The sequence below is a fragment of the Nodosilinea sp. FACHB-131 genome, assembly GCF_014695395.1.
GTDB lineage: Bacteria > Cyanobacteriota > Cyanobacteriia > Phormidesmidales > Phormidesmidaceae > Nodosilinea.
The window spans coordinates 1-20,748 of record NZ_JACJOF010000044.1; the positions used below are offsets into that span (position 1 = coordinate 1).

Consider the following 20,748-nt stretch of genomic DNA (forward strand, 5'->3'; position numbering starts at 1 on the left):
CACTGGTTAATTCCCAACGTTGATCCGTAGTCCTACCTTGAAACGGATCTCGACCAGAAAATTCACAATCAAAGAGTTGCAGCTTAGCTGCGTTGTTAGTCCCTGGGATTCCATCTACATCAATGCACTTCCCAGATAGTGTGTTCCTGATAAATCCGTCACTGGTTAATTCCCAACGTTGATCCGTAGTCCTACCTTGAAACGGATCTCGACCAGAAAATTCACAATCAAAGAGTTGCAGCTTAGCTGCGTTGTTAGTCCCTGGGATTCCATCTACATCAATGCACTTCCCAGATAGTGTATTTACAAGAAATCTTCCACGAGTACTTTGCGCCTCACTTGGTTGTTTACTAAAAAGAAGCGAACCTGTGAGACCAGAGAGCACGAGAAGCAAACTAGTCAGAAATTTGGCAGAGAATCTCATACAATTATCCTTTCATAAAATATTGATTTTTCTAAATATAGGCTAAGCCCTATACACCTGCTTCGTCAGTCGGACAAAGTCAGATGTGCTACGTCATCAATTTCGCGATTTCATACGATAGGCGATGCATAATCCCTTTAGAAACGCACTCCAGCTATGACTTTTCGATTGCGCCCTGAAAGTTAACCTAGCGGTCTAACACTGCCCATCACCCGCCGCCGATAATCTTCACCTATAGGTAACCTCTCGGCGATTGGCGTGCATGGGCGTTGTTAGATTCCATCGCTTGCTTAGAATTCATAATTCTGGTGTGCTCCCAAAGGTTATGACGGAGTAATTAGGAGTTGTCGTAGAGAATGCCCTCTGCAAAATACAGAAACAACAGGCTTTCCAGTTGTATTACCGCAAATAAAATCTAGTTCGACTTGTTAAATAATCTAATTAATATTGATTGAAATAATATCTTAAAAGCTTTTCTCGACCTATAGGTGAATCTTAATCAAAGGGATTGCCCTTGTCAGTCGGCAAAAAGTCATAAGAAAGTCAGGTAAAGGACAGATGAAGAATTAGAAAGTTTGGTATAGCGGCAATGAGCCGGACAAAAAACCGTTCTCTAATGAGGGAACAGTCAGGATTTTGCGGTTTTGACGGTGAATAACACGGTATCTACAACCTCAGCACATCCGGGAATGGTGGCAAAGAGTTAAGCACCGCATGCCAAGTTGTAACTCCTTATCCTGAAACACAACCTTATGACCGTTGAAGAAGCGATTACCCTCGTCGAAAAAGTCATCGCCCAAGGCCAGCTCACCAAAATTCAAGCTCTGGTCTTTCGTCAGGCGTGGGAAGGGCGATCGTACACCGAGATTGCTAGGACTTCGGGCTACGACCCCGGCTACATCAAAGACACTGGCGCTAAGCTGTGGCAAACTCTGTCGGAGGTGTATGGGGTCAAAGTCACCAAGCTTAACCTCCAGGGCGTGCTCAAACGTGAGGCGTGTAAGGCTGAAGGGCCAAACCTGCTCACCCCAACCGCCACACCCCGGCGAGTCGATTGGGGTGATGCCATTGATGTCTCTATTTTTTACGGACGCGCTGAGGAGCTAGCTACCCTGCGGCGGTGGATTGTGGGCGAGTCTGTTGAAAATGGGGCAGGCCAGCGCTGCCGCCTGGTGACGCTGCTGGGCATGGGCGGCATGGGCAAAACCTCGATTTCAGTCAAGCTTGCCGAGCAGGTGCAGGATGACTTTGAGGCGGTGATCTGGCGATCGCTACGAGATGCACCTCCCCTAGCCGACCTATTAACTGCGCTGATTCGCTTTTTGGCCCCAGCTGATCAGGGCGACCGCCCTCTGCCCGAAACCGTTAGCGGCCAAATCTCTGTCTTGATTGAGCACCTGCGGACCACCCGCGCCCTGGTGGTGCTCGATAACTTTGAGACGGTGCTGCAAGGAGCCCAGCGGGCGGGCACCTACCGCAGCGGCTACGCAGACTACGGCGAACTGCTCAAGCGGCTCGGCGAAATCGCCCACCAGAGCTGTGTGCTCATCACCACCCGCGAAAAACCCCAGGAGATCGCCACCCAAGAAGGGGAACTGTTGCCCGTGCGTACCCTGCCACTACTGGGGGTCGATGCCTACACAGGCCGCCAGATAGTTGCGGCCAAGGGCTTAGCGGCAGACACACCAGACCTCGATTGCCTGGTAGCCCACTACCGGGGCAACCCCCTAGCGCTCAAAATTGCGGCCACTTCGATAAACGATGTGTTTGCGGGCAGCATTACCCGGTTTCTGGCCCAAGGCAGTAGCGTCTTTAGCGGTATGGGCACTTTGCTGCAACAGCAATGCGATCGCCTATCCCCCACCGAGCAGCAGATCATGTACTGGCTCGCCGTCAATCGCGAACCGGTCACCTGCGACCAACTGCTCATCGACATCATTCCCACCGTGTCCCAGCGCACGGTGCTGGAGTCGCTGGAGTCGCTGCGCTGGCGCGGCCTGCTGGAGTGCACAGCAGCGGGCTTTACCCTACAGCCGGTGGTGATGGAATGCCTAACTGAACAGTTGATTGACCAGGTAAGCGATGAAATTGTGGCCGAGGCCCCTCAACTGCTGAGCAGTCATGCTCTGATCAAAGCCCAGGTCAAAGACTACATTCGCGATAGCCAAATTCGGCTAATTTTGAAGCCCGTGGTCGATCGCCTCATTCTGCGCCTCGGGTCGAGCAAACAGGTTGAGCACAAGCTCGATCGCATCCTAGCTAAACTCAAAACCCAGCCTATCGCTGCCTCTGGCTATGGTGGCGGCACCCTGCTAAATCTCTACCGCCAGCTCGAAACCGACCTCACCGGCTACGACTTTTCGGGGTTGAGCATTCGTCAAGCCTATCTGCAAGACATCAATCTGCACCGGGTTAATTTTGCAGCGGCGGAGTTTGCCCAGTGCGCCTTTGCCGCGACCTTTGGGGGTATCACCTCGGTGGCCTTTAGCCCCAATGGGCAAACCCTGGCGGCCAGCGACACCACGGGCGGCGTTCAACTGTGGCGCATTGTCGATGGCCAACAGCTGGCACTCTTTAAGGGGCACAATAGCTGGGTTTGGCAAGTAGCCTTTAGCCCGGTGCACCCCATTCTGGCTAGCGGCGGCCAAGATCACCAGGTGCGGCTGTGGGATCTGGACTCAGGGGAATGTCTGCGAATTTTGGCGGAGCATAGGGGCATTGTCACCGCCGTTGCCTTTAGCCCCGATGGCACCCTGCTGGCCAGCGCCAGCGGCGACCAAACCGTACGGATATGGGAGGTGGCGACGGGAGAATGCCGCCAGGTGTTGCACGGCCATGAGGCTTGCGTGTGGAGCGTAGTATTTCAGCACGATGGCCAAACCCTCTTCAGTGCTGGGGAAGACAGCGCCGTAAGAACCTGGGATCTAACCACTGGCACCTGCCGCTCGGTGTGGCAAGAGCACCAGGGCTGGATTCGCGCGATCGCCCTCAGCCCTAACGGTGAAACCCTAGCCAGCGCAAGCTTCGACCACACCATCAAGCTCTGGGATGTGAATACTGGCGCTTGCTTAGATACGCTGACTGGGCATTACAAAACCGTCACCTCGGTCGCCTTTAGTGCCGATAGCAAGTGTTTGGCTAGCGCCAGCTACGATCAGACCATCAAGCTGTGGGATATGACCACTGGCGACTGCTGGCAAACTCTTCAGAAGCATACCAACCTGGTTTGGGCCGTGGCCTTTCACCCCCAGGAGCGGGTGTTGGCTAGCGGCGGAGAGGACTACACCGCCCGCCTCTGGGAGCTAGAAACCGGCTATTGTACCAAGACTCTGCAAGGCTATAGCAATACTATTTATGCGATCGCTCTACATTCATCCCAGGGTTTACTAGCTAGCGCCCATGAAGATCAAACCATCAAACTCTTTGACTTTAATGGCGCTACTGCTCGTGCAACAGACGCCACAGCATCCCAGGCAGATCCTTTCCGGGTGCTGCGGGGCCATCAAGGCCGGGTGCTCTCGGTAGACTTCAGCCCCACGGGGCATCTGCTGGCCAGTGCGGGCACCGATCGCACCATCAAACTGTGGAACTCCGACACTGGGCATCTGCTGCAAACTCTCCAGGGACACCAAAGTTGGGTCTGGGGGATCGGCTTCCATCCCCAGGGGCACCTGCTGGCCAGCGCTAGCTACGACCAAACGGTCAAACTATGGAATGTGACTACAGGGGAATGCCATCAAACTCTCCAAGGTCATAACAGTTCCGTTTTAGCCGTTGCCTTTAGCCCAGACGGTCAATGGTTGGTCAGCGGCGGCTACAACCAGACCATAAAACTTTGGGATGTACCGACAGGCCAATGTCGCCACACTTTGCAGGCCCATCTCAACCGGGTGTGGGCCGTCACCTTTAGTCCTGACTCACGCTATCTGGTGACTGGCGGCGACGATGGCACCATTCAGGTTTGGAATATTGCTACGGGCGAGAGGCAGAAAACTCTAGCGAGCCATTCTGCCCCAGTGCTCTCTCTAACGTTTAGCCCTAATGGCAGCACCCTGTACAGCGGTGGTGCAGACAAAACCATCAACGTCTGGGACCCAGAGACAGGCTATTGTACGGCAACGCTGACCGGACATCAAGGTTGGGTCTGGTCACTGCAATATGACCTAGAGTCCTCGATTTTGCTTAGTGCGGGGCAAGATGAAACAATTCGATATTGGTCTGCTGAAACAGGGGCCTGTCTGAAGACGCAGCAGTGCGATCGCCCTTACGAGGGCATGAGGTTTGAAGGTGCAATCGGTCTCACCGAAGCCCAAAAATCTACCCTCAAAGCTTTAGGTGGCAAGGATAATGATGGGTCATAATCTATATTCAGGGGCGTAGTCTTCTCCCCAAAATTCTTGCCTATGGTCGCCCCATAAAACCATAGCTGGCCGTCATGACTCTGGCCCGCTGAGTATAGCCAACCCTTTAACTCCAGCCGCGATCGCACCAATTATCTTTACCCTCCCATTCACCTGAGACCATTTCAGGCCAATGGAAGGAAAGCTAAGGGCTCGGCACCTGGGAGAAACCCGATCAAGCCATACAGTGGCATTGGCTAGTTGCCCCGCGCCGCAAAGCAGCATCACAGCCTCTCTTGGCAGCTCTTTTGTGAGTACGGGTGTGGGGTTGAGCCAGATTGGCTAATTGCGCGCGCAGGCAACTACTCGACCCACAAGCCTTCAGCAGGTTAAGGCCTTTGGGCACTCAGCTTAATCGATGTCACCTTAGCTACCTCCCAGCAGCGTCATTCTGCTCGTTCAAAGTTGATATTTCAGGGAACAGGTTGATTGCAGGAGGTCTAACGCTCAAGTTCAGCTGCAATGCGGCTATCTTGGACCTGTGAGCTACGCCGGGATGCCGAGCCGCTTTGCCAGCTGCAATACCTCGTTGGGCAACACTAGCCACGTCCCTCGGTGTAGTCCGTTCACCTCACTTGGAACTGGCGGTTGTCCGAGTGGACAATAGCCCTCAGCTACCCGAGCAGCTTCGCAACGTACTGCCGAGCGGGTTCAAGCTCCGAATCGTTGCCGAGATCCTTCTTGAGCACCTCGTTCACCCACTTCGGTCCGTGGTTTCCAACGCTGCGCACGAAACTTTCCAGCTCTCCGACTTCGACCACGAAGATCCCCCAACCTTGAAGGGTGGCGAGAAGACGCTCGTATGCTTGGGTAGACTGCCCAGCAGGTACGAATGTCCGTCCGACCTCCTTAGCTGTTGCCCACGGCGATGAGCGACGGAACGTCTTCTGAATGGCATCTCGCGCTGACTTCGGGAACGACATTCCCGAGACTCTAGAAAGGATGCCCTCGATCTCCGATCGAACCTCGTCAGCACTCAACTCGGACTTTTTCGAGTCCACGGCTGCCTTTACCTGGTTCCAGTTGGGCTGCACAGCACTCCAATCCCCGCCAGCGGCTTCGACGATTGCCCTGAGGGGTTGATCGTTGTTGAGGACGTCGAAGTCCACCGCCACCGCCACGGGCACGTCAACCTCGCGAAGTGCACGCACGACGACTGCGAGGCGGTCCTTGCCTCCGCAGTGGGTGAACATCACGTCAGGGCGTCGAGTACCGGCCCCTGCGGTCTCGACGATGGCGTCTGCAATGGCTGAGTAGAAGCGCGCATCGGAGTCAGCCTCGCAAACAATCACCTTCTCGTGAAACAGGCCGTCGAGGATGTTCGAGTATCGAAGCAGAGGATCGCCCCAGAGTTCTGCAATCTTCTCATTGTCAAGCTGACATACCCTGTTTACCTCACCGCTCCTGCGGATGCGCACTACGCGAACACTTGCGCTCCCAGCATCGAGGACCCCCCGAAGTATGTCGCCGCTGTGCGTGGCGATGAACAGCTGGCGTAACTCGGGTTTGTCCGCAACCAGCATCCGGCCGAGCAGGCGTGCTTGTGGCGGGTGGAGGAAGGCCTCTGGCTCGTCAATGAGCAGAATGCTTTCGCGCCCGACCGAGGTGTAGAGCAGCACACCGGCGAAGCTTCTCATGCCGTCACCCTGTAGGTGAAGCTGGGGAAGCTGCTCAAGCGCTTGCACGTAGTCGTAGCTAAGTCGATCCTGGCCTTCGGACGGTGTCGGACGCAGCCCAACGTGAAGCGGTACCTGGCTTCCAGCGACGCGATTGACGACTAGGTCTACCCCGAATGCTTTTCGGAACTGCGCACTGAGCTTCTCTTCCAGACGATCGTCGCGGAGCAGGTAGTGTACCGGATGGACGGGCGGCTCGCGGACGATGGCGATACTCTGGGCCGGATTCGCCGCCAGAAGTCTCTCGTCAGCAGTCAGAAGGTGGCAAAAGAAGCGCGACAGGTTCTGAAGGAATGCGCTGCCTTGCTGCCAATAGCCGCGAGCCTGGCTGCCCTGTACACCGACACCAAACGCCTGAAACACGGGGTCGGGAGCCTGTGCATCGTGTTTCCGCGTGAACGACTCCAGCCAGTCGATGACTTCATCGGGCGTGCCCTCCCGTGTTGGGTCAACATCGCTGATCACCGGACTCCGCAAGTTCTGCGAGAGCTTATCGCGGATCGCACGTAGGGCGGCGCTTTTCCCAGCGTTGTTTGGGCCGACGATAAGTACGATGTCGCTCTTGCTGAACCGGAGCGAAGTACCGTCGCTGAAGGTGATCTGTCCAATCCAAGCACGGGGAATCAATGTCGTCAGCCCCTCAACACGTCTGATTTTTGCCCAACGGCTGCGTTCAGCAGGTGCGGATATTATTAAATTACCCAAGAGCTGTATTTATTCTGCTGCAACGCACTTGTTAGGCATCACGCCAAGTTTCCAATTTCAATTCCCTAATCACAAATGCGATATTAATGCCAGCTTGTGCAGCACGTGAGTGTATATCTACTAATGTTGTGCTTTGACGCTCTAAAATACTGACTGCTGCTTGAATCTTAATTTCATCTTTGGCTATTTCAACAGACTTTGACCATTCCGTATTAATTTGCCAGATCGAGGATTGGCATTGAACTGCAAGCACGCTTAGTTCACCTGCCTTAGTTTCGTTTTTGAATGCTGCTTCAACTCCCCCAATAGTAGCTACAAGGAGACCAGCAACTGAATAAATTACACTTACGTTCTGATTAGCCTTGCCATAAAGCTGGGTAGCAACAGCTTGAGTAGCAATGAATGCTCCTAGAACAATTGTTATTACTTTCGAAATTACAGCCACTCTCCCTTTTACTTCAGCAGTTTTAGAAAGGATGTCAGCAGTTTTTTGTAAATCACTTTGTTTTTCCATAAAATCTCTCTGTATGATTTCAAATTCTTCATTCATAATGCCTACTCCTGTTGGACTTGCTGATCATCCCAATGAAGTCTAACTCTTACTTACAGGGAAAATTTCTGCCTAATGCTTCCATGCAGGATCTTAGGTGGAAATCTGTCTGCCTAAACACCTTCATAGGGAACTCAGGTGGAAAATTTTCAGTATAAATGCCGAATATAGAATCTTATATAGAAAATTTCAGTATAAATCTCTGACGACTGAGGGAACAGACAACTTAAGATTCCCTTATGGCTAGTATAGAATTACTCATGGATGGTTCAACTCTACCAAGGCGCTTGCTTGACTAGGTGCGCGATGCAATTCGGCTGAAACATTATTACCGGACGAAGCAGCCCTATATTCAGTGGAACACCTGTGGCAGAACCATGAGTTGGTTGCGAAGGAAGACGCCCAGTGAAATAACTCTGAGTCCTGGTTTAGCTGCCCCGCGCCGCAACCACTCCATTGACGAAATTTAGGTTAAAACACTGGCCAGGTCTTGAATTCAGGCCCCTGGGCTAAGACTCAAGGTAGAGAGAATAATGAACGAAGACATCAGGCGTTGGGGGAACTGGCACAAGCTAATATAGGCCACATTTAAGCCACTCAAGGTGGCCACTGTCACAGAGCATATTTGCTTAGGGTACACAAGCCCCAACCCAACGCTGGCTTTTGAACTTACTTTGATAACTCTCGCCAAGCACCACTCAACCAACAACGCATCAGGCAACCTTTCCCTGACTGCGTCGCCGATGTTCAGCACGCAGAAATTGCATCAGCTCCTTGAGTTGACCATCGGACAAGTCGCATAACTTGAGCTGACCGTCAGCCGTCAGAGGTAAGGCCTGTTTATCCGAGGCATCGAAAGCCTGTGACAGCAATCGCTGGTTGAATGCTAGGATAGGGGCTAACTTGTCCTGAAGTTCTTGCTCATCATACTGTGCAGCTTGCATAGCGCGGCTGTGATGCATGGCCCGAGCAGCAGCCTCAAGCTCAGCTTCTGAGGCATTAGAATTCTTCAAAAATGTGACATACATTTTCCTAAGCGACTGAGGTACAACAGGAACACCTGTGTATTTCACAAATAAGTACTTTACCCAGCTCGTCATATTTCGGTAGGTAATGGGCTCGCCAGGAGTCGCCCCCATCGTCGTTTTAACTTTAACAAACAGTCGGTTGTGATTGGGCTTAAACAAAGGGCGATAATCATCTAGCCAAAGCTGGATATAGCCATAGAACGTTTTTCCATTTGTCAATTGAATATCGTCTACCGGCGCACAGTATTCTTGATAGACCGGCCCCGTTTTATAGTCCTCAGGACCCAGGTTGATAAACCACTTAGCCTTTTCAGGAGAAGCCATATCCTCCATCGGAATCAGGATTCCATTCTTAAATGTTCCACGTACGAGAGTACGATTTACCTCCAATTCTGAGACCGTTCTATTACGATCTGGCGGGAGGAAGCAAAAAAATCCAAGAACTAGCAACTTCTGCAAATCAACTGCGATCGCAGATGGCTCGCGACGTTGTCTAGATACTTTGGGTGGTCCTTTTTTCCTTTCAAATACCTGAGAATAGTAAGCATTCTCGACCTTTTCCTGCTGCTTCTTAAACACTTCTGGGATGGTCTCCCAAGGGACACTCCGCTTAGCATAGGGAATCGCCTTAGGTTTTGACTTACATATCTTATTCACGGCAGACATTTTTTGCCGCAGCCGACAAACCATGGGTATATCGCTATACCCAGACCTTGAGGTTGTATTCCCAGTATCGCGAAAATAGAAGAATTTAGCGACGACAATTAGGGCCTGTATCGTTGTGACCTGCGTCCGTGGCGAGTCCTGGTAAAAGGCACAGTAATCTTCTATCAATCGCTCAGCCTCTAAAGCTTTTTGTTCTGCCATTTGCTTAGCCATCTGCTGGCGAAGCAGAAACTTAGTCATCACCTCTTCCGGATCAGAATGTTTCGTCTGAATCTCCTCCAGCGAGACTCGAAGCGGGACATAGGGGATAATGCCCTTGAGCGATAGTTCCTCTAGTGGAACGCGCTTAAAGTGATACTGCCACCCCAGAACCCGGTAGATAAACGACGCATAGTTATTGACTGTTACTAGTCTGTGACCGAGATAATTCTTCTCAAACTGAGCCAGGGCCGCCATCTGTTGGCTCAATTCTGCATTGACTTCTTCGGAACGGAGACCGAAATCATCGCGTCGAATTCGCTCGGTCAACCTAATGTCACGTGTACGGGGCTTGCCTTGAGCATGGGCATCACGGGATGAGTGACGATAGATCTTTGCAGCCGGCTTGGCCGGCTCATTCGTCTCCTGGCCATCCCCTACGATCAGCCCTTGGTCAGTCACCCAATTGCTGAACAGCTTCGCCTGATACCGGTTCGTCTTGCGCACATCCGCAGGCACTTGTACCTGTTTGAAGTAACGGTCTTGGGCCTGCGACACATTCCTAACGTGATCAAGAGAAAGAGAATCTAGGAATTCGGTAGCCGTCTCAATGTCGCGAGTCGTCGTCCGTTTCCCCGCACGAACCGGCCCGCCTAAACCAGGTACAGCGTAGGTTAACACCGCTGTTCGAGCTAGCGAGACTGCATTGCTAGACACATCGCCGACATCCATCCGACGCACCAGGTCCGCCAAGTATGCCCGGAAAGCACTACCGAAACTCCTGCCCTTTTCAAGGTGATATTGGTTTTTCACTTCAAGAATCCTATCTGTAGGTCTGAGATTTACATGCGCACGAGCTGAGTTATTAGCCTTACTTATGTAGGCGACACCGCTGCACTACCTCCTTATAATACATTAGCACTAGTCTATTTGTCTTTCTCTCGTTGTAAGACTGATATATTGCGCATTAGCTAAGCCTTTTTCCCTAAAAGATTTTGAGTTTTACCACGAGTTTTTTCAGCTTTATTATTTTTAACGTTTGACATAAATAATTACTTTTTAGCTCTACAATCTTTACTAATCAGGCATTTCGGAGAATAAATTATAGATTGATCAGCAAAAATAAGGTCTTAAATAAAGGGAGCTAGCTACTTTCACATATTAAAAATAAACTTCAGAAGGTGTTATAAGCCTTATTGACCCAAATAACACCCTAAGCAAGGCAATTTGTTGCGTATAAGCTAAAGCTATGTGTGAATTGCCTTTCAGGTTGAAGGTGCACTAATTTCTAAATCTTCAGCCATTGCGGCTTTTTTTCAAGCATTCATACATCACCCCATTCCCAGAACTAGGCATTATTATTAGTTCTAGCTGTCACAGAGACAACTCATGTCTGGCTCCGGTATCAAGTCAACGACTCAAGGCGTCGCTCGGCGAGGGCGTCCCACTCAGTATAAAGAGGCAAAAATTCGCCTCAACCTCAGCGTGACACCCCGCTCTCGCTACTATCTGGGCCTGGTGGCTCACCTGCGGAAGACGTCAATGTCAGAGATTATTGAGGAGTTTGCCACGGCCATGAACCAGATTCAGTGTGGTTTAGGGCCTCTAGGCCATGGCAGTAGGCGTGAGGGCAGCAAAGCCTTGCGAGGACAATCAATCTACTACGAAGAGCGTAAGGAAGCACTGAATTTATGCGTTACTCCCGACACCAAGCGCATACTGCAGGAGTTAGCAGTCAAGGCTACTGAGCCTGAGGTCAAGCCATCCATGTCTGATGTGGTGGAGCGTCACTGCCGCTGTCTTGCTGAGTTGTACGAAGATGGTTGTCCTTATCCAGGACGTCGTGGATAGAGGACCGAAGTAAATTTTGAGATATAGCTATATCTCAAAATTTGCAGAGGTAGGGAAAGACTCTTGCGCTTCACTCTCATACTGCTGTCTTTGCACTCAACGGAGTTTTTTCATCCTTTACACCCACCACAAAGCGCAGATTGAAGCAGCTAGCTGCCAAAGCTAACGATCCTCAAATGTTTGACGTCGTCGAGCGCCACGGCCGCTGCCTTGCAGAGGTGCACATAGAGCATGATTCACATCCCCAAGGAATGCGCGGCTAGCACGCCAAAGCCAGTTTCGGAGCATGCCCGTTGCCAAGCAAGTGGTACTGCTTCTTTAGCAGTACCACTTGCTTGGCAATGCAGTGAGTTTCTTTGCTAGAAGTGCCAAATTCAGAACAACGGCTTATAATACCTTGCCATAAGAACACCAGTACTTGGCTGTGTTTATAGATGGCGCTAGCAAGTTCCTCCTCGCCTAACATAGGCCTCGATACACCCATTCCCATCATTCAGCAACTGTTTCTTCAGCATCGCTGGGACTGGATTAAGGCATCTGAAGGGATTGGCCGAGGTCAGAAGCCGCAGTGGCGAACCATGCGTCACCAGTTGACTCCGCCTGAATTGTGTCGGCTTTGGCGCAGCCCTAAACACAGCATTGGCGTAAGTTTTGGAAAAGAGACCAACTACGCGCTGCTGGATATCGATACTGACAGCTTCTACCGCAACCCCGAAGGCATAAGGCGAATTAGGGCTGCCTTAGAAACAATTGGTATAGTTCGGACAGTCTTGATTCGCTCTAGCAATAGTGGAGGGCTACACCTCTGGCTTTCGTTACCCAAGCCAGTCAGCACCTTTAATCTTGCAGTTGCGCTAAGGGCAACGCTGCAGAGGCAAGGTTTCGTGATCGAATTGGGAGTTTTAGAAATCTTCCCAAACGTCAAGAAGTACATCCATAAGGGCAAACCAGGCCGCTACAGAGCGCATCGGCTACCGCTACAGCCTGGTTCTGGGTCTTTTATGTTAAACGACGACTTCAACCCTGTTGGAAACGACTTGAAGGTCTTTAGTAACCGCTGGACTGCTGCGGCTGCAGGTCAGGATATTGAAACGCTTAACGAGGCACTGGCTACAGAGCGCGAGCTATTTGACCAGGAACGTAAATCTCAGCACTCGTCGTCTTTCTGGCGCTCAAAGCAGACTGTTCAAACTGCAGTTGATACTGGAGAAGGTTGGACGGGCCCAGGGCAAACCAACTACTTGCTTGGCCGATTCGCATGGTTTGGCCGGACTTGTCGAGGCTTAACTGGGTCAGCGTTAGTTCAGTATATTGTTGATCGGGTTCGCAGAAGCCCCGGTTATGCAAAGCATTGTGGTCATCAACACGAGATTGAGAAGCGGGCCAGAGACTGGGCAAGGTCGGCAGAGAAACTTTACAAACCTTACCAGGGAAACACTCAACGACCAGATGGAGAGGAATCTGAGGTCAATAAAAACTTACTCAAGGCTGCAGAGGCGTTGAAAAGGTTGACTACGGCTGTCAACCGACTGCGGCAGGAGAACCGTTTTCCTGAAACGATTACTGAGCGAGCGAAGATACTTGAGCAAGAAGCCGGGATTAGCAGCAAGACTCTCTACAAAGACGGGTACAAACAGCGTTGGCACCCCAAATTTTTGGTTGCCGCCACTTCTGCTGTCCTTGAGCCACAGGCTCAAGAGGCTGCCTCATCGGAGATGAGTACCAAGGAATTTGCGCCCTTTTCAGCCTATTTTTCAGAAGATGGCCTCAAACCTTTGCTAAACAAGGGTTTCGAGAAATTTTACACCCGCCCCCTAATGAAGCTTGCTCCCCCTGTCCTAGTTGATCAGGAGGATCAGAAAGTTAGTTTTAGCTTGAGAGATCCATTTTCTTCAACCAGAAAACAATGCTTTCAAGGCTTTAAAGAACACCTCGTCCCGAAAAAAATAAAATTTGAGCCCGATAAGGGGGCTGACCACCTCCCTAGGATGCCCCTAAAGCCTCCGGTAACCTTGCTCGTGGAAACAGTGATCTCTTATCGTCGCCGGGAGGCGGTCCGGCTGGCCGGTCGGACCGCATTTCCTCGATTAGCCGAGGGGGTAAGTTCCCTCGCGACGAAGGGACTTACTGAATCCTATAGGTTGACTCAGCTGGCGTTGGTGCCAGGAGCAGAGGTTACTGCTGATACGCCAAAGCAGCTTACAGAGCAGCTGCGAACGCTGCAACGCGTGAGGGAGCAACAGGGGCTATGCGAAACCAAACCTAGCTCTCGCCAGATCTCGTCTGCTTAGTAAAAAGCTTTAGACGCAAAGGCTAGAAGGATTCCAACAAATGGGGAGGCGGCAAGATGACGTTAACCTACGACCTGGAGCGCTGGCGCAGCCAGAGATGGCAAAAGGATAGTCGCTACTACATTTGCCGGGTAGAGCAAGACCTCTTCGGCACTTGGCTCATGATCTCTGAGTGGGGTGGCTTGTGGGTGGGTCGCCGCCGGTTGAGGGAAGAAGCTTATTTCAGCTATGAGGAGGCATGCACCCGCTTTGAGCTTATTAATCAGCAACGACAACGGCGAGGCTATGTCGCTCTGTTTGTGGATTAGGAAGAAGCACCTCAATTCCAGAAATAGCTATTTCTGGAATTGAGGTGCCCAACGGTAACACCAAAACCCCCTGACTTCTAACCGCTGTACCTCAGCAGATTTAAGGCGCTGACGCTTAGGGGGTAAACACCCTGTATTTTTTTGAGGGCAAAAGGGCAACGCTCAAAGGGATACAGCTGGCCCGGCTGCCGGAGGTCAAACCCTACTGGCTGGAGAACCCAGGGTGACCTCGGCCGGAGCCGGTTTGTTTTAGGGGAAATGAGGTGCGATCGTCTACCTTCGCTCAGATGGCCCTAGAACTGCCGGAAGTGACCCCGAACGTACCTTTTGTCGCCCAGCCCAGTAAACGCCCTCACAGCCCCAAGCGGAAGGCCGTTGGGTGGATAAAAGAGAGGCAGGGGAATACCAAGCGCGAGAAACTTACAACAAGCTATTTCTGCTGCTGGGATGAGGCGGTGAAGCGGGACGGCCAGGCCAAGTACCAACGGCATCAGGTTTATGTGCCGGTGGGGCGATCGCGCGGGTGCAGAAGATGATTGCGGAGCGGCAGCCGGTGGCGGTGGTTCTGAGTGTGATCGCGGGGGTGAAGACTAAGAGGTAGTGGATTTGCTAGCGCAGCACCAGGGCGGGAACGTCTGAGCTAGGAGAGTTTAGGAAGAGAGCTCCACGGCTTTGCAGGTCGCGTTTATCCGCTTCTGTGAGCCTTGGGTTGTCTCCGAAAATGGTCCTTGTTAAATCAGCGTGGGTAAGGTCTGCTCCTGTTAAGTCAACTCCTATCAAGTTGGTATCTCGGAGATTTGCCCCGCTAAGGTCGGCTTCGCTAAGGTCGGCTTTGCTAAGGCTGAAGTTGTGGTCAAAGGCTTTGACGATGGCAATGGCGTTGTCATGGGCGCGGGTAATGTTGAAGTCACGGGTGCGGGTGCGGGTGACTTCGAGGTCTTGGGTGAGGTCGCATGCGCGGGCGCGGATGGCGAAGACGAAGGCGAAGGCGAAGGCGCTGTCATGGGTGCGGGTAGTATTGAGTTCGCGGGCGCGGTTAATGTCGAGTTCGAGTTCGCGGGCGCGGGTGCGGGCGCGGTTAATGTCGAGTTCGAGTTCGCGGGCGCGGGTGCGGATGCGGTTAATGTCGAGTTCGAGTTCGCGGGCGCGGGTGAGTTCGAGTTCGAGGTTGCGAGCGAGGACTTCGACGAGGGCAAAGGTGCTGAGGAAGGCGATGAAGGCGATGAGGATTGCAATAAGGATGATGCGGTCGGAGGTGCTGAGGATGACGAAGACGGAGGGGAATGTGCTGAAGATGGCGATCGCGCTAAGGATGGCGATCGTTCGGAGGACGGCGCGGACGCGGGCGCTGACACGGACGCGGGCACTGACGCGGGCGCGGGCGCTGACGCGGGTGCGGGCGCGGTCGAGGGTGCGGTCAAGGGCACTGAGGATTGCGATGGTGAAGGTGTGGGCGGATTCGAGAACCTTTTTGGTTTTTACAGATTGCCCTCGAAGCCTCAATGTTTGAATGAGTCGAGCCTTACGAGCATCCTGAGTGTCAGTGTCAACAGGGGCTACTGCTTCTACTGGAGGGATATCCAGCCGCTCAAGCTGCCCAGCCTCAAACATCTCTTGGAGGTTGGTGAGCCCCTCTGGTGAGCCATTTAAAATGACTCTAATGCTGCCCTCCCGAAAAAATGCAATGTCTATGGAATCGTCTCCGGTCTTTTTCCTGAGTAGCTTTACAAAGGCCTGAAGTTCAGCGGTAGTCGAGCTGCTGGTTTTGCCGCTTATGACGAAAGCTACAGGCGGTGGTGCTGTTTTTGTTGCCTTTGGAATGAGAATCTGTAGAACATCGTCAACTGCTGCCAGGCCAGGGCCGCTGGAGCCCTCTAACCAACCCAGCAACTCCTTACTCCTTTGCCCTTGGGGAGCGGTGCTTGAGGCAACAATCCCTTTGGGAGGATCTAGCGCAAAGACAAGCTCATCGAACTGGGATGGTGGCAGCGCGTTGATGGTCTGAATTAGGCACAGCCTCTCCTTTGCTGATAGCTTCGGCTTCTCTTCACGCACCGAGGTTGTCTCCACCATGCCAGTCTGGATGTTTCGAGCCCATCATACTCTGGGCAGTCTGGGGGCGGTCGCAGCTACCCCTTACCTCACCAACAGCAGATCCCCCCACCGAGTTGTATACCCTGGGGACCTCAGCATTGTCCGCATCTGCCACCCCTTCTCAATTCCCTCAGCCGCATAGAACACTGTCCCGACCCCAAACTGCCGATTCAGGCTATCCACCGTCCGCATCAGCGCCTCCCGCTTCTCCTGCTGGGCCAGGTTGCTGAATAGGTCTGTCTGCACCACAGAGGCCGGGCTTAACTCCGTCAGCAACACCCCTGCTTTCTTGTACTGATACCCAGGCCGGTAAAGCCATTCCACCGCTCTTAGCGCTGCCTGCACTAGCGTGAACATGTCATTCTCCGGTTGGGGCAGCTGCACCACGGCAGAGTTGGAATACTGCGGTTCACTGGGCTTGAAGCGGTTGGTCGTGATGAAGACGGTCACGACACCGGCCTTCAGCTCATCTCGCCTGACCTTGGCAGCAGCCCGCGCGGCATAAGTGGCCACCGCCTCTTTCAGCTCAGCGATCGCCGTCACTGGTCTGCCAAAGGACCGCGACATACAGCAGCTCTTGCGCGGGGCCGGGCACAGATCTAGCGGCAGGCAGGAGATTCCCCGTAGCTCTTGCACCAGGCGCACCCCAACAACGCCCATCTGCTGCCGTACCCAGCTCAGCTCTACATCCCGTAGCTGGAGAGCTGTCTCAATACCTTGCTGATGGAGGCGGTCGCTGAGCCGGTGACCGATGCCCCAAAGCTCTCCCACCGGCAGATCTGCCAGCACCGTCGAGGGGGTTTCTAGGACACAGACGCCGGTGCTCTTTGTGGCGATGTGGTTAGCTACCTTAGCTAGGGTTTTAGTCGGGGCCACCCCCACCGAGACAGGTATGCCAGTCCACTGCTGCACCGTTTGCCGCAGCTGCGTGGCGATCGCGTCCACATCCCCTGAGAGCCCCAGGAACGCTTCATCAATGGAGTAGACCTCCACTTCCGGCGTGAACTGCTCTAGGGTCTGCATCACCCGCCGCGACAGGTCGCCGTAGAGGGTGTAGTTGGAGGAATAGACCTGGATGTTGTGGGCCTGAATCTGCGATCGCAGCTTAAAGACCGGCGCACCCATCGGAATGCCCAGGGTCTTGACCTCATTGGATCGGGCCACCACGCAACCATCGTTATTAGAGAGCACCACCACTGGCTTATCCCGCAAGCGAGGATCGAATACCCGCTCGCAGGACACGTAGAAGTTGTTGCAGTCTACCAAGGCGATCCAGGGAGGCATCAGAGGAAGTGGATTACCTTCGTCACTACGCCCCACACCTCAAAGTCAGTGCCTGGGTAAATTCGATTGGGGGATAGGCTGTGTTCTCCGGCATCAGCCGCAGGATGCCCCCGACTCGGTAGAGCCGCTTAACTGTCAGGTCACCATTCAGCACCGCGATGATGACTTTGTTATGGATTGCAGTGACAGACCGATCCACGATCAGCAGGTCACCGCTGTGGATGCCTGCGCCAATCATGGAGTCGCCGCTGACCCTGACAAAGAAGGTAGCGGCGGGATGGGGGATTAGATGGCGGTTTAGATCAAGTGGCCCCTCGACGTAATCTTCTGCTGGCGACGGAAAGCCAGCGGGGATGGTGACGATAAACAAAGCAGGGAACTCCTCAGACGATTGCCGTGGTAGATGGCACGCCTTACCTGCTCAAACTCGCGGTGCATGGGGGAATGAACCCTTCAAGAACTTGACCGAAGCTAAATAGTACGCTTGAACTATACAGTTGTCACTTTGCTCCAAGCCAATCAGAAGGGTCATGCCTTCCCGTCCCAGCACTACAACGGTTTGCTCTGGGGTGAGCTGGGTGAGCGGAGTTCCCTGGTGGAGCCGAGCTGGCCAGTAGGAAGATAAGTACCTCACTCGTCCTCTCTGCGATGGTGTAATTGTCTCGACTACAGTACCTATGCCAGGGTGAGTAAAAAGCTGAAAATCCAGGCCGATAGAAGCTGTCCATGGTAAATGGTTCCCATGCAGTGCTAGAGGTATTCGGGAATGCGAAAAAGACGGATCGACCCATCCGAACACTACAAGGCTGATGTGACAAGGATGCGATCGCATCATGTCGCTTTTGTGTAGTTCAAGAAGTCAGGTCAGAATTGCTCTAAACCAATTAACGGGCCTATAGATGTAGATTTAACAGGGGGTCTTAGAATTTTCTTAGTTCGGCTGTACGGCATCTTGCGATAGTCCAACCCTTTCTGCCAGCTCTAGCACATTGCCTGTGAACTCATTGATATCCCCCGAGAGAATCGCTGCCCCACCGGCAAAGGTGGCTGCTGCCGTCCTCGTCGCCAATAGCCGTTGTAGCCGCTTCCCAATCCGCTTCGGCTTCCGCTTCTCTGGGGCATTCAAGTCTGATTCCAGATCATCCAGCTCCATTAGTGCCTCGTCCTTCTGGGCCTCAGGGAACTGCTGGGCTGCATTCCGCAGTGCCGTTAGCAGTCGGCTGATGTCGTTGCTGTTCTGGTTGATGGAGGCGGTCATCGAGCCGGTGTTGGTACCCGCAACGTTGCCAGTAGGACCGTGAAAGTTTTGGTTTACCTTAGGCGTCGCTGCTAAGATTTTAACGACTTCCATCATGTTACTTTTATAGACTTCAATCTGTCCCTGTTGCATCATCAGGAGAGACTGGTTGTAATAAAGGGCTTGTTGGGCTGCTTCAACTTCCCCTTTAAGCTGTTCTAACTCTGCTCCGCTAGCCTCAGTCTCAATATCTAGTCTTACAACAAAGTCATCGCCTTTTTCCTCTATGCCCTGAACACCAATGTGGTGATCTGAGTATTGATCCCGTAATTCTTGAAAAGAACTTGAAAATGCCTTCCAATTTATTCTATCTTTAAATATTATGTCTATTGTTTCTAAAGACTTCCTCATTAAAATAGTGAATTCATCGGATATGAAAAACGCTTGATTGTTGATAGGACGACGATCCTGAAAATAATATTTCCCATCATCATTTTCCAGGTAAGACTGATAAAAAAACTCGCATTGAATTCCATCTAGATTTGTGTATCTATTGATGTTCCAATCCTGGATACATGTACCAGTAAATATAGAATCTTTGAAGTTAGTGTTTAACGCTTGAACTCTGGCAAAATTTGAACCAAACAAATCAGCATTGCTAATATTCAAGAAATTAAGGCGTAAATTAAAAAGATTTGCTTCTCTTAACTTGGCGTTTCTAAGATTAGCCTCGTTCAATATTACAGATCTAAGATCTGCATGTGATAAATCACAGTCACTTAGATTGGCTTTACTAAAGTTTGTCCTATTCAGAGAAGCTCTAGACAAATTTGTTTTTTTAAGATTTGCTTCGCTTAGATTAGCCTCGCTTAGGTTGGCTCCGCTTAAATCTGCTTCGCTTAGGTTTGCTCCCTCTAAATAAGCACCTGCAAGATTTGCTCCCCTTAAATAAGCTCCAGATAAATTTATGTTCGTTAAATTGTACTGTACGTCAAGTGAAAAATCTATATCATACTTTTTCTGCCAATTTTTTAGCTCATCGGGAGTAAAATGTCTATTCTTTTGAATTTCAGGGTAGATAAATTCGTTGTATTTGTCTAATGCTTTAATATCCTGCTGAGTGATTAAAAGACGTGCAATTTGATCCTTTAAGGTAGGATTCCTGTTGTTTGTCCAGTAAAGATTTTGAGAGTTGATGAATTTAGTTCGGGTAAGAATTGAATGTCTCAAATCGGAAAATTTTAAGTCAGAAAAACTAAAGTCAGCTTCAGTTAAGTCAGCTCCGTAAAAACGCGTTGCCGATTGGCAAATTAATGATTTCAGAATCTCAAAAATAAAGTCTAAGATTTGCCTGTTTTCAAATTCGTCGAGAGGTATAGAGCCTATAAGTGCGTTAATTAAAAACAGAAAAATTGTGATACTTACGTTGAAAAAAGAAATTATATTTGCAAATACAAAGAGTGTTATGCTTGCTGCAATTAAGTCATTGCCAACGGCTTTGCTTATTATGAAAGGGCTAATTGATAGAAATAAAAATAAAAATAACGGTACTAAAAAAGATATTTTTGTGATGTAATTAAGATGACCTTTCTTGCTTGAAGCACAATAGACAAAAAGTATGAATAGGAATATTCCTATTGTGATGATATTAAAATAGTAGAGTAGTATTGTGAATTTGATTATAGAATAGATGGATAAAATAGAGAGTATTGAAAATACTATAGCTGTTAGTAGTGATAGTAATAAAAAATATAGAGACCAGAATAGTGATATGCCAGTTTTCGCTTCCCTAAAGTCTGCGCCTTCTAGGATTGTGAACGAAAAGTTCGTTCCCTTAATGTTTGCTCCTGATAGATTGATTCGTGATAAATTTTTCCCCCTGATAAATTTCCACCCACTAACGTCGGGGATTTCATCAGGATTTTCACGACGCCAGTTGTTCCAAGTCTCTACACCTTGGTTGAGGATCGAGATATGTTGCTTGTTTGCCATACAAAGTTTATTGCATAAGAAAATTAGAGCGAGAATATGTCACT

General features: G+C 51.1%; 12 protein-coding genes. 4 read left to right on the plus strand and 8 right to left on the minus strand.

Annotation, left to right across the window (positions count from 1 at the left end; genetic code table 11):
* Positions 1-424, minus strand: a 424-nt coding sequence (locus H6F75_RS27375) for an RICIN domain-containing protein (RefSeq protein WP_190756519.1), incomplete at its 3' end; no start/stop codon positions are given.
* A gap of 752 nt (positions 425-1,176) precedes the next feature.
* On the opposite strand from H6F75_RS27375, the gene H6F75_RS27380 reads away from it, so the two are divergent.
* Positions 1,177-4,785 (plus strand): WD40 repeat domain-containing protein, encoded by a 3,609-nt coding sequence (locus tag H6F75_RS27380; RefSeq protein ID WP_190756521.1) that lies wholly within the window; start codon positions 1,177-1,179, stop codon positions 4,783-4,785.
* A 653-nt stretch (positions 4,786-5,438) separates the two neighbouring features.
* On the opposite strand, the gene H6F75_RS27385 is transcribed toward H6F75_RS27380, so the two are convergent.
* The 3 genes from H6F75_RS27385 to H6F75_RS27395 form a co-directional block, all read right to left on the minus strand.
* Positions 5,439-7,205: an AAA family ATPase gene (locus H6F75_RS27385; RefSeq protein WP_190756523.1), complete on the minus strand. Its 1,767-nt coding sequence runs from the start codon at positions 7,203-7,205 to the stop codon at positions 5,439-5,441.
* 31 nt (positions 7,206-7,236) lie between these two features.
* The gene (locus tag H6F75_RS27390; protein ID WP_190756525.1) at positions 7,237-7,755 is read right to left on the minus strand and encodes a hypothetical protein; all 519 of its coding nucleotides are present in this window, start codon (positions 7,753-7,755) and stop codon (positions 7,237-7,239) included.
* A 713-nt stretch (positions 7,756-8,468) separates the two neighbouring features.
* Positions 8,469-10,460: a hypothetical protein gene (locus tag H6F75_RS27395; protein ID WP_190756527.1), complete on the minus strand. Its 1,992-nt coding sequence runs from the start codon at positions 10,458-10,460 to the stop codon at positions 8,469-8,471.
* A 576-nt stretch (positions 10,461-11,036) separates the two neighbouring features.
* Between H6F75_RS27395 and H6F75_RS27400 the strand changes: the two genes are divergently transcribed.
* From H6F75_RS27400 to H6F75_RS27410, 3 genes are all read left to right on the plus strand, one after another.
* On the plus strand, positions 11,037-11,498 hold the full coding sequence (locus H6F75_RS27400; protein ID WP_190756529.1) for a hypothetical protein: 462 nt from the start codon (positions 11,037-11,039) through the stop codon (positions 11,496-11,498).
* A gap of 434 nt (positions 11,499-11,932) precedes the next feature.
* Positions 11,933-13,789, plus strand: a complete 1,857-nt coding sequence (locus tag H6F75_RS27405; protein WP_190756531.1) for a hypothetical protein — start codon at positions 11,933-11,935, stop codon at positions 13,787-13,789.
* A gap of 56 nt (positions 13,790-13,845) precedes the next feature.
* A complete protein-coding gene (locus H6F75_RS27410; protein ID WP_190756533.1) occupies positions 13,846-14,097 on the plus strand; it encodes a hypothetical protein in 252 nt (83 codons plus the stop codon).
* Between the two features lie 609 nt (positions 14,098-14,706).
* Here H6F75_RS27410 and H6F75_RS27415 read toward each other — a convergent pair.
* The 4 genes from H6F75_RS27415 to H6F75_RS27430 all read right to left on the minus strand — a co-directional run bounded on the left by H6F75_RS27415 (position 14,707) and on the right by H6F75_RS27430 (position 20,704).
* On the minus strand, positions 14,707-16,170 hold the full coding sequence (locus H6F75_RS27415; protein ID WP_242020396.1) for a pentapeptide repeat-containing protein: 1,464 nt from the start codon (positions 16,168-16,170) through the stop codon (positions 14,707-14,709).
* A 63-nt stretch (positions 16,171-16,233) separates the two neighbouring features.
* Positions 16,234-17,475, minus strand: coding sequence for a Y-family DNA polymerase (locus H6F75_RS27420; protein ID WP_190756535.1), 1,242 nt, complete (start codon positions 17,473-17,475; stop codon positions 16,234-16,236).
* 25 nt (positions 17,476-17,500) lie between these two features.
* On the minus strand, positions 17,501-17,845 hold the full coding sequence (gene umuD, locus H6F75_RS27425) for a translesion error-prone DNA polymerase V autoproteolytic subunit (RefSeq protein WP_242020397.1): 345 nt from the start codon (positions 17,843-17,845) through the stop codon (positions 17,501-17,503).
* A 561-nt stretch (positions 17,846-18,406) separates the two neighbouring features.
* On the minus strand, positions 18,407-20,704 hold the full coding sequence (locus tag H6F75_RS27430) for a pentapeptide repeat-containing protein (RefSeq protein WP_190756537.1): 2,298 nt from the start codon (positions 20,702-20,704) through the stop codon (positions 18,407-18,409).
* Between the last annotated feature and the right edge of the window lie 44 nt (positions 20,705-20,748).